This window comes from Streptomyces mirabilis, assembly GCF_018310535.1.
GTDB lineage: Bacteria > Actinomycetota > Actinomycetes > Streptomycetales > Streptomycetaceae > Streptomyces.
In genome coordinates this window covers 2,457,625-2,471,244 of sequence record NZ_CP074102.1, presented here as the reverse complement: position 1 = coordinate 2,471,244, position 13,620 = coordinate 2,457,625, and the positions used below count along the sequence as shown (strand labels likewise).

Sequence of the window (13,620 nt, the reverse complement as noted above, 5' to 3'; positions counted from 1 at the left end):
GAGCCGGCAGCTGCCCCGCCCGCCCCACCTTTTCCCGCAGTACGTGAACTACTCAAGCGCGTACGCCACACAGTAAAGCCGTTCCAGGGAGCCGTTTCCATGAGCGCCGAGTCACCCGGGCAGAGCGAGCACTATCTCCAAGTCTTCCGGCGGAACTTCCGTACCTGGAGGGGCGATCGCCCGTTCTGGGCCGGCTTGTTCATCCTGCTCGGCGGCTTCCCCATCGCCTACTTCCCGTACGCGAACCTCCAGATCGGCCATCTGACGCTGGCGATGTCCACCACCGCCGGCGCCGGCTCCCTGATCATCGGCGTGCTGCTCTGGGTCCTGGGCATCAGTCTCTGGTTCCAGAAGCACGTACGGACCTTCGCCGGGGTCGCCGCGATCCTGCTCGCGCTGGTCTCCATTCCGGTGTCCAACCTCGGTGGCTTCCTCATCGGCTTCCTCTTCGCCATGACCGGCGGCGCGATGGCGGTCTCCTGGGTTCCTGGTGAGCCCGGCGAGGAACAGATTGCGCCGGCGCACAAGAGTGAGGGCGGCGCCCCGGACGCCCTCGACACCACCCCGAACACCCCGCACCTGCCGCAGAGCCCGGAGTCCACGGGCATCCAGCACGGTGCCGACAGCGCGGGCCCCGCGGTCGCCGACGAGTCGGGCGAGCCGAAGGACCTGTCAGGAATGAGCTCCGCCTACGGGGCGAACGGGAGGCACAGTGCCGGCTGACGAGGTGATCCGCGGGACCGAGGTGGACGAGTCCCGGGTGAGAACCGGGCCGCGCCACGCGGCCCCGAGGAAGCCGCTGTTCACCAGGTTCCACGTGCCCGCGGGCAAGGCCGTCGCCATCGCGGCGATGCCGACCGCGGTCCTCATGGGGATGGGGTTCACGCCGACACTTGCCCAGGCCGACGACCACTCGCCCGCCAAGAGCCTGACGGCCGACGAGTACCAGAAGTGCGTCGAGGCCGTGGCCGGCAAGGACACGTCGGCCAGCCCGACCCCCTCCGCCTCGGCGTCCTCCTCTTCCTCGGCGAGCGCCTCCGCGTCCACCGACAAGCCGGAGCCGACACCCTCGGCCAGCGCGTCCTCGTCGCCGGACAAGACCTCTTCGTCGGATTCAGGTTCCGACGACAAGGCCGGGTCCACGTCGGCGCCGTCCGCGAGCAAGTCGGCGCAGAGCAGTGGCGGCGGCACCGCGGCGACGGCGACCCCGTCGGCGTCCGCGAGCAGCGGGGGCGATCTGCTGGGCACCATCGGTGACGCGATCACGGGCATCTTCACCGGCGGCAGTGGCTCCACGGCGAGTGCCACCGCGAGCCCCACGCCGTCGGCCTCCGCGTCCGCCTCGGCGAGCGCGACCAAGGACACCGGCGACAAGACCACGTCCGACACGGTCAAGGACACCACCAGCAAGGTCGCCGACACGGTCAAGAACACCGTGAAGGACACGACCGACACGGCGACCAAGGCGGCCGAGGGCACCACCAAGGCGCTCAAGGACGCTACCGACGCGGCCACCTCGTCCCCCAGCCCGTCCGCGAGCTCCACCACCAGCGCGGCGGACTGCCCGGTCGCCACCGACGCCGAGGGCGGCGTCGACAACCCGGTGACCCTGCCGGACGACCCCTGGTACCTGAACGCCAGTTCGCTGCTCCTCAAGGGCGCGGACTACCAGGGCATCGTGAAGGTGAAGACCGCCAACGGCACCGTCAAGAAGGTCCTGAAGTACGTCATCTCCGACGGCACGGACATCGGCGACCTGCACCAGACGGTGAACGACAAGCAGTCCGGCAAGACGTACCACGTGCAGGCCGGCAGCGGTACGACGTCCACCATCCGTGACGGCAAGACGGTGATGTACACCGAAAGCATCTCCGGCAACCTGCTCGGCCTGATCCCGATCACGTTCAGCCCGGACAACCCGCCGCCGCTGAACATACCGCTGATCTACTTCACCAAGGTGAAGGTCGTACAGGCCGGCCAGTTCGGCGGCACGCTGACCATACCCGGGCTGCACCAGTACGTGACCGGCTGACGGCCGGTCACGACCAAGACCCGTTCGGGAGCCGCACACAGGACTGTGGCCCGGTTCCTCCGCTCACGCGGAGGGCCGGGCCACAGTCCTGTACGGAGCGGAACAGCTCGGCAGGGAAGCGTTCGCAGCAGCGGGGGTGATGTTCTGATGAATGACCTCTTCGACGGGCTGGACCGGCTCGACCTGGACGCGCACGCGCGTCGCTGGTCGGCGTCGGGCACGGACGGCGCCGATGGGGCCGTGAGTCAATGGACGGCCGCGGCTCAGCAGTTCGCCGCCCGCATCCAGGCGGACCCGGCCGGGGTGACCGACGAGCAGTGGCGGGCGATCGCCGAGGCCTGGCCGGCCCTGCTGGCGGCCGCCGAGCGCGCGACCGGCACACAGCACAACGAATGGCTGTTGCGCGACCTTTGGCTCAGGTCCTGGCTGCTGGAGAAGGTGGGTCCGCGTGAGGGCGTCTCCATGTTCGGTCCCGGACCCGTGCTCGAACGAGCGTTGGACGCCATGCCGATGAGCCCGCAGGAGGCAGCCGGGCTCGCCCCGCGGTGGCGTGAGCTGGAGCGTGCGCAGATCCGCTCGCTCCGGATGATCCGGCGGCTGCTCGCGCCCCCGCGCGCCCTGGCCCCGCTCCTTGCGGATCACCCGCGGTGGAGCGAGTTCGAGGCGTATCAGCAGTCGGCCGACGCACTGCCGTGACCGCGCCCGTGATCAGCACACACCGAGGGCGCCCCCTGTCGCAGGAGGCGCCCTCAGTGGCGTACGGAGGCCGCGGGGGTCAGGTGGTGCGGCCGCTCTCGCCCAGGTGGTGCACCCGGACCATGTTGGTGGTGCCGGGGACGCCGGGGGGCGAGCCGGCGGTCATCACGACGATGTCGCCGTCGTTGAACCGCTTGAGCTTCTGGAGCTCGTGGTCGACGAGGTCGACCATCTCGTCGGTGCTCTTCACGAACGGCACGACGTGCGACTCGACGCCCCAGCTCAGCGCGAGCTGGTTGCGGGTGCCCTCGTCGGTGGTGAAGGCCAGGATCGGCTGGGCCGCGCGGTAGCGGGAGAGCCGGCGGGCGGTGTCACCGGACTTGGTGAAGGCGACCAGGCCCTTGCCGCCGAGGAAGTCGGCGATCTCGCAGGCGGCACGGGCGACCGAACCGCCCTGCGTGCGCGGCTTCTTGCCGGGGACCAGGGGCTGCAGACCCTTGGAGAGGAGTTCTTCCTCGGCCGCCACGACGATCTTCGACATCGTCTTGACCGTCTCGATCGGGTACGCGCCCACGCTCGACTCGGCCGAGAGCATGACCGCGTCGGCGCCGTCGAGGATCGCGTTGGCGACGTCGGAGGCCTCCGCGCGGGTCGGGCGGGAGTTGGTGATCATCGACTCCATCATCTGGGTCGCGACGATCACGGGCTTGGCGTTGCGGCGGCACAGTTCCACGAGGCGCTTCTGCACCATCGGGACCTTCTCGAGCGGGTACTCGACGGCCAGGTCACCACGGGCCACCATGACGGCGTCGAACGCCGCGACGACGGCCTCCATGTTCTCGACCGCCTGCGGCTTCTCGACCTTGGCGATGACGGGGACCCGGCGGCCCTCCTCGTCCATCACCTTGTGCACGTCGTTCACGTCGCCCGCGTCACGCACGAAGGACAGGGCGACCATGTCGCAGCCCATCCGCAGCGCGAAGCGCAGGTCCTCGACGTCCTTCTCGGACAGCGCCGGCACGTTCACGGCCGTGCCGGGCAGGTTGATGCCCTTGTGGTCCGAGATCACACCGCCCTCGATGACGACCGTCTTGACCCGGGCACCGTCGACCTCGACGACCTTCAGCTCGACGTTGCCGTCGTTGATGAGGATCGGGTCGCCCTTGGAGACGTCACCGGGCAGGCCCTTGTAGGTCGTGCCGCAGATGTGCTTGTCGCCGGGCACGTCCTCGGTGGTGATGGTGAACTCGTCACCGCGCACCAGCTCGACGGGTCCCTCGGCGAAGGTCTCCAGACGGATCTTCGGGCCCTGCAGGTCGGCGAGGACACCGATGGCCTTGCCGGTCTCGGCCGCGGCGGCCCGGACCCGGTCGTAGCGGCTCTGGTGCTCGGCCTGCGTGCCGTGGCTGAAGTTGAAGCGGGCCACGTTCATGCCGGCTTCGATCAGCGCGACGAGCTGCTCGTGGGAGTCGACCGCGGGGCCGAGAGTACAGACGATTTTCGAACGGCGCATAGGGCGATCCTATCGGTTTGTTTCGCTACGGAATATTCCGTCTGGCGGAAGATACAAAGGGGCGCGCTGCCGCTCAGGTGAGGTGGCACGGTGCCGCCCGTTCGAGGTGGCGTGGTGCCGCTCAGATGAGGTCGTGGGACGCGCCCACGAGTGCGTAGGTCTGCGTGGCGATCTCCAGTTCCTCGTCGGTCGGCACCACGGCGACCGCGACCCGTGCGCCCTCGGGGGAGACGAGTCTGGGCCCGTCCCCTCGAGCCGCGTTCAGGTCGGCGTCGACCGCCAGGCCGAGTTCCTCCAGGCCGGCCACCGCGGCCTCGCGCACCGGAGCGGCGTTCTCGCCCACTCCGGCGGTGAAGGCGATCGCGTCCACCCGGCCCAGTACCGCGTAATAGGCGCCGATGTACTTCTTCAGGCGGTGGATGTAGATGTCGAAGGCGAGCCGCGCCTGCTCGTCACCCTCGTCGACACGGCGACGGATCTCCCGCATGTCGTTGTCGCCGCACAGACCGATCAGGCCGCTCTTCTTGTTCAGCAAAGTGTCGATCTCGTCCGTGGACATCCCGCCAACACGCGTCAAATGGAAGATGACCGCGGGATCCACGTCGCCCGACCGCGTGCCCATGACCAGTCCCTCCAGCGGCGTGAGCCCCATGGAGGTGTCCACGCATCGGCCGCCCCGTACGGCGGAGGCGGACGCGCCGTTGCCGAGGTGCAGCACGATGACGTTCACGTCCTCGGGGGCCTTGCCCAGGAGCTCGGCCGTCGCCCGGGACACATACGCGTGCGAGGTGCCGTGGAAGCCGTAGCGCCGGATGCGGTACTCGTCGGCGGTCTTCACGTCGATCGCGTAGCGCGCCGCCGACTCCGGCATCGTCGTGTGGAAGGCGGTGTCGAAGACGGCGACCTGGGGCAGGTCGGGGCGCAGCGCCCGGGCCGTACGGATACCGATCAGGTTCGCCGGGTTGTGCAGCGGGGCGACCGGGATCAGCCGCTCGATCTCGGCGAGCACGGCCTCGTCTATGACCGTGGGCTCGGTGAACTGCTTCCCGCCGTGCACCACCCGGTGGCCGATCGCGGCCAGCTCGGGGGAGTCCAGGCCGAGGCCGTCCTTGGCCAGCTCCTCGGCGACGGCCTTGAGCGCGGCGGCGTGGTCGGCGATGGGGCCGATCGTCTCGCGGGTCTCGCCCGTGGTGAGCGCCGTGTGCTTCAGCCGGGAGGTGCCCTCGCCGATGCGCTCGACGAGGCCCATGGCGAGACGGCTGCTGTCGCGCATGTCGAGCAGCTGGTACTTCACCGACGAGGAGCCGGAGTTGAGGACGAGGACGCGGGTGGCGGTCACTGCGGGGGTGCCTTCTGGGTGGAGGACGATGGTGGTCATGCCCTGCTCGGAGTCTGGGCCTGGATCGCCGTGATCGCGACCGTGTTGACAATGTCCTGTACCAGCGCGCCGCGCGACAGGTCGTTGACGGGCTTGCGCAGGCCCTGCAGGACCGGGCCGACGGCGATCGCGCCGGCCGAGCGCTGTACGGCCTTGTAGGTGTTGTTGCCGGTGTTGAGGTCGGGGAAGATCAGCACGGAGGCCTGCCCGGCGACCTCGGAGTCCGGCAGCTTGGTCGCCGCGACGGTCGGCTCGACCGCGGCGTCGTACTGGATCGGCCCCTCGATCTTCAGGTCGTCGCGACGCAGCCGCACCAGGTCGGTGGCCTCGCGCACCTTGTCGACGTCGGCGCCCGACCCGGACGTACCCGTCGAGTACGACAGCATCGCGATCCGGGGCTCGACGCCGAACTGTTCGGCGGTGGCGGCCGACTGGATGGCGATGTCGCAGAGCTGCTCGGCGTTCGGGTCGGGGTTCACGGCGCAGTCGCCGTAGACGAGGACCTTGTCGGCGAGGCACATGAAGAAGACGGAAGAGACGATCTTGGTGTCCGGCTTGGTCTTGATGATCTCGAAGGCGGGCCGGATGGTCGCGGCGGTGGAGTGCACGGAGCCGGAGACCATGCCGTCGGCGAGCCCCTCCTGCACCATCAGCGTCCCGAAGTAGTTCACGTCGGCGACGACGTCGTACGCCAGCTCGACGGTGACGCCCTTGTGGGCGCGCAGGACGGCGTACTTCTCGGCGAAGCGCTCGCGCAGCTCGGAGGTGACCGGGTCGATCAGCTGGCAGCCGCCCAGGTCGATGCCGAGGTCGGCGGCCTTCTTGCGGATCTGGTCGACAGGACCGAGCAGCGTCAGCTCGCACACGCCCCGGCGCAGCAGCACCTCGGCGGCGTGCAGGACGCGGGCCTCGGTGCCCTCGGGGAGCACGACGCGGCGCTTGTCGGAACGGGCCTGTTCGAGGAGCTTGTGCTCGAACATCATCGGGGTGAGGCGGTCGCTGCTCGGCGCGGAGACGCGCCTGAGGAGGTCGCTGGTGTCGACGTACCGCTCGAAGAGGCCGAGGGCGGTCTCCGCCTTGCGGGGGGTGGCGGCGTTCAACTTCCCCTCCAGGGAGAAGAGTTCGGCCGCGGTGGGGAAGGAGTTCCCGGCCACCGAGATCACCGGGGTGCCGGGGGCGAGACGGGCCGCGAGGGTGAGGACCTCGTCGCTGGGCCGCTCGTTCAGGGTGAGGAGCACGCCGGCTATGGGCGGGGTGCCGGCGCTGTGCGCGGCGAGCGAGCCGATGACCAGGTCGGCGCGGTCGCCCGGGGTGACCACGAGACATCCCGGGGTCAGGGCGTTCAGGAAGTTCGGCAGCATCGCGCCGCCGAAGACGAAGTCGAGCGCGTCCCGGGCGAGGCCCGCGTCGTCGCCGAGGAGCACCTTGCCGCCGAGGGCGTGGGTGATCTGCGCGACGGTGGGCGCGGAGAGAGCGGGCTCGTCGGGCAGGACGTAACAGGGGATGGGCAGACGGTGGTCGATCCGCTCGCTGATCTCGGCGCGGTCGGCCGGAGCCACCCGGTTCACGACCATGGCGAGGACGTCGCAGCCCAGGCCGTCGTACGCGCGGTAGGCGTTGCGCGTCTCGGCGCGCACGGACTCGGCGGTCTGTCCGCGTCCGCCGACCACGGGGATCACGGAGGCGCCGAACTCGTTCGCGAGCCGCGCGTTCAGCGCCAGCTCGTCCGGGAACTGGGTGTCGGCGAAGTCGGTGCCCAGGACGAGGACGACGTCGTAGTCGCGGGCGACGAGGTGGAACCGGTCGACGAGGGTGGAGACCAGCTCGTCCGCGCCCTGCTCGGCCTGGAGCGTGGACGCCTCGTGGTAGTCCATGCCGTACACGCTCGCCGGGTCCTGGGTCAGCCGGTAGCGGGCGCGCAGCAGCTCGAAGAGCCGGTCCGGGCCGTCGTGGACGAGTGGACGGAAGACGCCCACCCGGTCGACCTGGCGAGTCAGGAGCTCCATGACCCCCAGCTCGACGACCTGGCGGCCGTCGCCGCGGTCGATCCCGGTCACGTAGACGCTGCGGGTCACGCGTGCTCTCCATCCGTTGCGGCGCTGGGTGGTTTCGGGGCTCGGAAAAATGGCCCACTGGGGTGAGCGGAACCCTCTTGACAATACCTCTGAGGGTGGCTAAGGCGCCCGCCAGGACAAACGGCCTGGTGGGGAGGAGGGAATCGTCGGTGCCCTTCGGCGCATGAAACAATCGGACTGGCTCACACGTACCAGCAGCGAGCAGGAGACACAGCACGATGCGTATCGGAGTTCTCACCGCAGGCGGCGACTGCCCGGGCCTGAACGCCGTGATCCGGTCGGTCGTGCACCGAGCGGTCACCAATTTCGGGGACGAGGTCATCGGCTTCGAGGACGGCTACGCGGGCTTGCTCGACGGCCGCTACCGCACCCTCGACCTCAACGCGGTCAGCGGCATCCTCGCCCGCGGCGGCACGATTCTCGGCTCCTCGCGACTGCAGCGCGACCGGCTCCGCGAGGCCTGCGAGAACGCGCAGGACATGGCCCGCGAGTTCGGCATCGACGTGCTGATCCCGATCGGCGGCGAGGGCACGCTGACGGCAGCCCGGATGCTGTCGGACGCGGGGCTGCCGGTGGTCGGTGTCCCGAAGACGATCGACAACGACATCTCGTCGACGGACCGCACCTTCGGATTCGACACCGCGGTAGGTGTGGCCACGGAGGCCATGGACCGCCTCAAGACCACCGCCGAGTCCCACCAGCGCGTCATGGTCGTCGAGGTCATGGGCAGGCACGCCGGCTGGATCGCCCTGGAGTCCGGCATGGCGGCCGGCGCCCACGGCATCTGTCTGCCCGAGCGCCCCTTCGACCCGTCCGACGTGATGGCGATGGTCGAGGAGCGCTTCGCCCGCGGCAAGAAGTTCGCGGTCATCTGCGTCGCCGAGGGCGCCCACCCCGTCGAGGGCACCATGGACTACGGCCACGGCGCCATCGACCAGTTCGGTCACGAGCGCTTCCAGGGCATCGGTACGGCGCTGGCGTACGAGCTGGAGCGGCGCCTCGGCAAGGAGGCCAAGCCGGTCATCCTCGGTCATGTGCAGCGGGGCGGCACCCCGACCGCGTACGACCGGGTGCTCGCCACGCGGTTCGGCTGGCACGCGGTGGAGGCGGCGCACCGGGGCGACTTCGGGCGGATGACGGCGCTGCGCGGCACGGATGTGCTGATGGTGCCGCTGGCGGAGGCGGTCACGGAGCTGAAGACGGTGCCGAAGGACCGGATGGACGAGGCCGAGTCGGTGTTCTAGGTCGTACCCGCTCGGGTCGCACGACCTCGGGTCGAGTGGACTCAGTACGTACTTCTCTGGAGCATCGCCCAGAAGTGATCGACGATCCGGTCGAGGAAGTCGCGGCCGGAGTCGTCGGCGTCGGCGGCGGCCGATCCGCCGCTCCAGCTGAGCGTGACGACCATCTGCCCCTGGTACTCGGTGTGCATCTCCTGGAGGACGTCCTCCAGGAGGCGTCGGTCCAGCGGGATCATCTTCCCGACCGGACGGACGTACGCCTGCCAGCGCGTCGTCACCGCGCTGCGCAGCAGCTCGGCCAGCTTGGCGTCGCGTCCGGTGACGGTGATGAAGTCCCGCAGCGACAGTTCGAGGGTGTCGGCGAGGGCGACCGACTGCCGGTCGTTGCCGCGCCACTCGTCGGCCTCCTCCATCCGCTGGTAGGCGAGGAGTTCGAGGCCGACGGTACGGGCGATGTCCTCCTGGGCCAGCCCGCGTGACACGCGATGCTCGCGCAACGTCCTTGGCGCGCCGATGAGTTCACCCAGTGAGCACCACAACACGCCCGCCAGCGCGGTGAGTTCGGGGCCACTGGGGGTGGTCGTGCCTCTCTCCCAGGCCGCGACGAGGTCGGGGGTGACGTACGGCAGCCCGTACGAGGCTCGCATTCCGTACGCGACGTGCTCGGGGCCCATGCCGAGGGCCGCCCGCAGTCTGCGGGCGGCCGGAGCGTTGAAGGGCGGGGTGGGCTGATGGGCTTGCGGTTGCTGCACGCGCACAAAATATGGGGCCGGGGCGGTGGTGACTACGGTCTGTTCGGCCACAATTACGGATCGTACGAACATACGGTGTTGCCCTCGTCGCCCCTTCCCGTCACCGGTCACCAGGCACCCCGGCGAGACCGGCCCGGCTCTCACCCCTTGACCGCGCCGCCCAACGCGAACCCCCCGCCCAGCCGCCTGGACACCAGCACGTACAGCAGGATCACCGGCGTCGAGTAGATGACCGAGAACGCGGCCAGCTGCCCGTAGACCACCGTCCCCCGATTTCCGAAGAAGTCGTTGATGCTCACGGACGCCGGCATCTGGTCCGGTGTCAGCAGGAGCATGAACGGGACGAAGAAGTTCCCCCACATCATCACGAACGAGAAGACCGTCACCACCGCGACCCCCGGCCCCATCAGTGGCAGCACGATCCGTACCAGGGACTGGAGCGACGACGCCCCGTCCGTCCACGCCGCCTCCTCCAGTTCCTTCGGCACGCCGTCCATGAAGTTCTTCATCAGCCAGATGGCGAAGGGGAGTTGGGACGCGGCGAAGAAGAAGATGGTGCCCTGCACGGTGTCGATGAGGTTCACCCGTACGAACAACGCGTACACCGGGACCATGATCGCCGTGATCGGCAGGCACGTCGCGAAGAGGATCGTCAGCAGGAAGGGGCGGTTCAGGCGCGAGCGGAACCGCGACAGCGGATACGCGGCCAACGCCGCGCACACCACCGTGAGCAGCGTGCCGCCCCCGCACAGGATCAGACTGTTGAGCAGCGGTGTGTAGGTGATGTCCGGTTTCAGGACCGCGTCGAAGTTGTCCAGCGTGAGGCCGTCCGGAACCTTCACCCTGAGGCCCGCGTGCGGGTCGAGGGCCGACAGGACCACCCAGGCGAGGGGGAGGGCGAAGGCGGCGGCCACCGCCAGCAGGCCCGCGTCGGCGGCCAGTCGGCGGCCGGTGCGGCGGGACCTCAGTGTCTTACGGACCGGCATGTCACACCTCCGTCCGCAGCAGCCGCATGTACACCAGCGAGAACAGCGAGCCGACCACCAGCAGGAGCAGCGCCACCGCGGTGCCGTATCCGATCATGCTCTTCTGGAAGGCCTGCTCGTACATGAAGAGCGGCAGCGTCTGGCTCCTGTTCCCCGGGCCGCCCCTCGTCATCACCCAGATCAGCCCGAACACCGACAGCGTCTGAAGGGTGTTGAGCATCAGGTTCGTGCCGATCGAGCGGCGGATCATCGGCAGCGTGATGTGCCACATACGGCGCCAGCCACCCGCCCCGTCCACCTCCGCCGCCTCGGTGATCTCCTTCGGTATCTCGTTCAGGGCCGCCGAGTACACCAGCATGGAGAAGGCCGTCCCCCGCCAGACGTTCGCGAACGACACCGCCAGGATCGGCAGCGTGAACAGCCAGTTCTGGGTGGGGAGGTGGAGCCAGTCCAGGATCGCGTTCAGCGTGCCTTCCCGTCGGAAGAACGCGTACAGCAGGAACCCCGCCACCACCTCCGGCAGCACCCACGCCGTGATCACGATCCCGCCCACGACCGTTCGCACCGGCTTCGACGCCCGCTGCATCAGCGAAGCCAGCGCCAGGCCCAGCGTGTTCTGGCCGACCAGTGACGACAGGACCGTGAACACCAGCGTCAGCCAGACCGCGTTCAGGAACGCGTCGTCCTTGAACGCCGCCCGGAAGTTCTCGAAGCCGACGAAGGACGAGTGCGCCTGGCCGGTGAGCTGGAGGTCGGTGAAGGCGATGTACGCGCAGTACGCGATCGGGCCCGCCAGGAAGAGGAGCAGGAGGGCGACGGCGGGGGTGAGGGGGAGGGCGCGGGTCAGGGTGCGGCGCAGCCTCACTTCCTGATCACCTGGTTGTCGGTGGCCGTCTTCAGCTCCTCGTCGTACCCGCTCGCCGCCTTGTCGACCGAGCTGTCACCTGTCGTCACGCCCTCCATGGCCTCCTGGACGGCCGTCGAGACCTTGGGGTAGGCCGGGTACGCGGGGCGGTAGTGCGTGCTCGCGACCAGGTCCGTGAAGAACTTGATGCCGGGCTGCGCCTTCACGTATCCGGGGTCGGAGGCCACGTCCTTGCGCACCGCGATGCCGGAGTTGGCGATGTACCACTTCTGTGCGTTCGCCCTGGTCTGCATCGTCTCGATGAACTTGAAGGCGAGGTCCGGGTTGGACGCCTTGGCGGGGATCGACCAGGTCCAGCCGCCGGACATGCTCACCTTGCCGGGGGCCTGGCCGGATTGCGTCGGCATGTAGGCGAGGCCGAGTTTCTGCGACCACTCGGGCCACTCGTGCCCCGCGCCCTTCAGCCAGTCCTGCGGGAGCCAGCTGCCGTCCAGGTTGATGCCGAGCTTGCCCTTGGGCATCAGTTCGCCGCGGACGTTCGTGGGGAAGTTCGGGTCCAGGGCGTCCGAGACATCGGGGCCCAGCTTCTCCTTGTAGACCGTGTGCACGAAGGTGAGCGCGTCCTTGAAGGCCTGGCTGCCCGCGATCCACTTCTTCGACGCCGTGTCGTACAGGGGGTCCGACGTTCCGTCACCCGTCCCGTACAGCAGCATCTCGAATCCCTGCATGGTGGCCGCCTCGCCCGCCGGCTTGCCCGTGTAGACGTTGAGCGGGGTGACGCCGGGGACCTTCGCCTTGATGGTGCGTGCGGCGGCCAGCACCTCGTCCCACGTCTTCGGCTGCCAGTCGGCGGGCAGGCCCGCCTTCTTGAAGATGCCCTTGTCGAACCAGAGGCCCCGGGTGTCCGTGCCGTCCGGGACGCCGTACGTTTTCCCGTCCTGCGCCTTCGCGGCCGACTTCGCCGTGTCGATGAACTGGTTCCAGTCCGGCCACTTGTCGAGGTAGGGGTCGAGGGGCTTCAAGTACCCGCTCGTGATGTCCGAGTTGATGAGGAAGGTGTCCTCGTAGACCAGGTCGGGAGCCGTCTTGGGAGATCTCAGCATCTGCTGGAGCTTGGTGTAGTACTCGGAGTCCGGGGCCTTGATCGGGACGAGTTCGACCTTCTTGCCGGGGTTGGCCTTCTCGAACTCCTTCTTCATCTCCCCCAAGTAGGTGTCCATGACGCGGATCGAGTTGTCCGTGGACTGCTTGAAGGAGACCTTCACGGTGTCCGGATCGCTTCCGGAGCCCGATCCGCAGGCGCTGAGCGCGGTCGCGGTGAGCAGAGTGGCGAGGAGTAGCGGGGCGGCGGTGGGGCGCACGGGCACGACCTCCTACTGGCCGACGTCATTGGTGGCCGAGTTGTCTGCCCGGTGAACGTAAGAGCGTGGACTAGTCCACGTCAATGACCTTGCACCGGCTTCAGGAGATGGGGGACGAGATGGCGGAACAGGGCCGAGTTGGGGCCGAGGCTCGCCGAACTCGCCTGCACCGATGGCATTTTCAGGTGGGAGACTGCTCACCGCGGTGATACCCGGAGAGCATCGCGCAAGGTCATCCAGTGCGGCGTCGACCTGCTCGCCTTCGGCGTCGTGCCACTCGCCGGGCTCGTCGTGTACTGGGTCGGTGGCCAGGTCGCCGGCCCGGGGCTGCTGGTGCTGTCGGTGGTCGAGGCGCTCGCGGTCCTGGGGGCGAGTTGAACGCGCCATGCGGGGGCGACGTGACATCGGAGTCGCCGTGGGGCGGGTGTCGCCGCCCTCGGCTGGAGTGGCGGCCTGTTCCCGATGGTGCTCGGCACATGGACAGCCCTGGTCGACGATGTGATCAAGGGGGTGCGGTATCGCTGGCCGGCCTTCACGGTCGGCCTGCCGGCCGGATGGTTCGCCAACTGGCTCGTGCGGGTCGGCACCTCCGCTCCCGCCGATCCTGACTGGGCCCGCTATCCCGGTTTCGTGGTCGGGACTCTGGGCGCCTACGCCGTCTTCGTGGCGATCACCCGACTGCCGGACCACCGGCGGGCCGCTTCTCCCCATGGCTGACGCT

12 protein-coding genes are annotated in these 13,620 nt (G+C 69.0%); 5 read left to right on the top strand and 7 right to left on the bottom strand.

Annotated features, from left to right (window positions below; all coding sequences use genetic code 11):
- Positions 1–99: 99 nt before the first annotated feature.
- From SMIR_RS10645 to SMIR_RS10635, 3 genes are all read left to right on the top strand, one after another.
- On the top strand, positions 100–723 hold the full coding sequence (locus SMIR_RS10645) for a DUF6114 domain-containing protein (RefSeq protein ID WP_168495649.1): 624 nt from the start codon (positions 100–102) through the stop codon (positions 721–723).
- Positions 713–2,032 (top strand): hypothetical protein, encoded by a 1,320-nt coding sequence (locus tag SMIR_RS10640; RefSeq protein WP_212726916.1) that lies wholly within the window; start codon positions 713–715, stop codon positions 2,030–2,032. The genes SMIR_RS10645 and SMIR_RS10640 overlap by 11 nt, the downstream gene beginning before the upstream one ends.
- Positions 2,033–2,179: 147 nt before the next feature.
- Complete coding sequence (locus SMIR_RS10635) at positions 2,180–2,728, top strand: hypothetical protein (protein WP_212726915.1); 549 nt, start codon at positions 2,180–2,182, stop codon at positions 2,726–2,728.
- 79 nt (positions 2,729–2,807) lie between these two features.
- Here SMIR_RS10635 and pyk read toward each other — a convergent pair whose 3' ends face one another.
- The 3 genes from pyk to pta all read right to left on the bottom strand — a co-directional run bounded on the left by pyk (position 2,808) and on the right by pta (position 7,694).
- The gene (gene pyk / locus SMIR_RS10630) at positions 2,808–4,241 is read right to left on the bottom strand and encodes a pyruvate kinase (protein WP_168495655.1); all 1,434 of its coding nucleotides are present in this window, start codon (positions 4,239–4,241) and stop codon (positions 2,808–2,810) included.
- A 121-nt stretch (positions 4,242–4,362) separates the two neighbouring features.
- Complete coding sequence (locus tag SMIR_RS10625; RefSeq protein WP_168501303.1) at positions 4,363–5,580, bottom strand: acetate kinase; 1,218 nt, start codon at positions 5,578–5,580, stop codon at positions 4,363–4,365.
- Positions 5,581–5,615: 35 nt separating this feature from the next.
- Positions 5,616–7,694 (bottom strand): phosphate acetyltransferase, encoded by a 2,079-nt coding sequence (pta, locus tag SMIR_RS10620; RefSeq protein WP_168495657.1) that lies wholly within the window; start codon positions 7,692–7,694, stop codon positions 5,616–5,618.
- Positions 7,695–7,912: 218 nt separating this feature from the next.
- Here pta and SMIR_RS10615 point away from each other — a divergent pair, with 218 nt between their 5' ends.
- Positions 7,913–8,938, top strand: a complete 1,026-nt coding sequence (locus SMIR_RS10615; RefSeq protein WP_054233176.1) for an ATP-dependent 6-phosphofructokinase — start codon at positions 7,913–7,915, stop codon at positions 8,936–8,938.
- Positions 8,939–8,979: 41 nt separating this feature from the next.
- Here SMIR_RS10615 and SMIR_RS10610 read toward each other — a convergent pair whose 3' ends face one another.
- From SMIR_RS10610 to SMIR_RS10595, 4 genes are all read right to left on the bottom strand, one after another.
- Positions 8,980–9,609 (bottom strand): helix-turn-helix domain-containing protein, encoded by a 630-nt coding sequence (locus tag SMIR_RS10610; protein ID WP_168501304.1) that lies wholly within the window; start codon positions 9,607–9,609, stop codon positions 8,980–8,982.
- A gap of 218 nt (positions 9,610–9,827) precedes the next feature.
- A complete protein-coding gene (locus SMIR_RS10605; RefSeq protein ID WP_168495659.1) occupies positions 9,828–10,673 on the bottom strand; it encodes a carbohydrate ABC transporter permease in 846 nt (281 codons plus the stop codon).
- Between the two features lies 1 nt (position 10,674).
- A complete protein-coding gene (locus tag SMIR_RS10600) occupies positions 10,675–11,538 on the bottom strand; it encodes a carbohydrate ABC transporter permease (protein ID WP_079174127.1) in 864 nt (287 codons plus the stop codon).
- Positions 11,535–12,905: an extracellular solute-binding protein gene (locus tag SMIR_RS10595; protein ID WP_168495661.1), complete on the bottom strand. Its 1,371-nt coding sequence runs from the start codon at positions 12,903–12,905 to the stop codon at positions 11,535–11,537. Before SMIR_RS10595 ends, SMIR_RS10600 begins: the two co-directional genes overlap by 4 nt.
- A 456-nt stretch (positions 12,906–13,361) precedes the next feature.
- Here SMIR_RS10595 and SMIR_RS10585 point away from each other — a divergent pair, with 456 nt between their 5' ends.
- Complete coding sequence (locus SMIR_RS10585) at positions 13,362–13,616, top strand: hypothetical protein (RefSeq protein WP_212726914.1); 255 nt, start codon at positions 13,362–13,364, stop codon at positions 13,614–13,616.
- Positions 13,617–13,620 lie beyond the last annotated feature (4 nt).

Excerpts from the sequence above, each read along its gene's own strand:
- SMIR_RS10610 (WP_168501304.1), bottom strand. The coding sequence starts at position 9,609 with ATGGGCCCCGAGCACGTCGCGTACGGAATGCGAGCCTCGTACGGGCTG.
- SMIR_RS10585 (WP_212726914.1), top strand. The coding sequence starts at position 13,362 with ATGGTGCTCGGCACATGGACAGCCCTGGTCGACGATGTGATCAAGGGG.
- pyk (WP_168495655.1), bottom strand. The coding sequence starts at position 4,241 with ATGCGCCGTTCGAAAATCGTCTGTACTCTCGGCCCCGCGGTCGACTCC.
- SMIR_RS10645 (WP_168495649.1), top strand. The coding sequence starts at position 100 with ATGAGCGCCGAGTCACCCGGGCAGAGCGAGCACTATCTCCAAGTCTTC.
- SMIR_RS10605 (WP_168495659.1), bottom strand. The coding sequence starts at position 10,673 with ATGCCGGTCCGTAAGACACTGAGGTCCCGCCGCACCGGCCGCCGACTG.
- SMIR_RS10615 (WP_054233176.1), top strand. The coding sequence starts at position 7,913 with ATGCGTATCGGAGTTCTCACCGCAGGCGGCGACTGCCCGGGCCTGAAC.
- SMIR_RS10635 (WP_212726915.1), top strand. The coding sequence starts at position 2,180 with ATGAATGACCTCTTCGACGGGCTGGACCGGCTCGACCTGGACGCGCAC.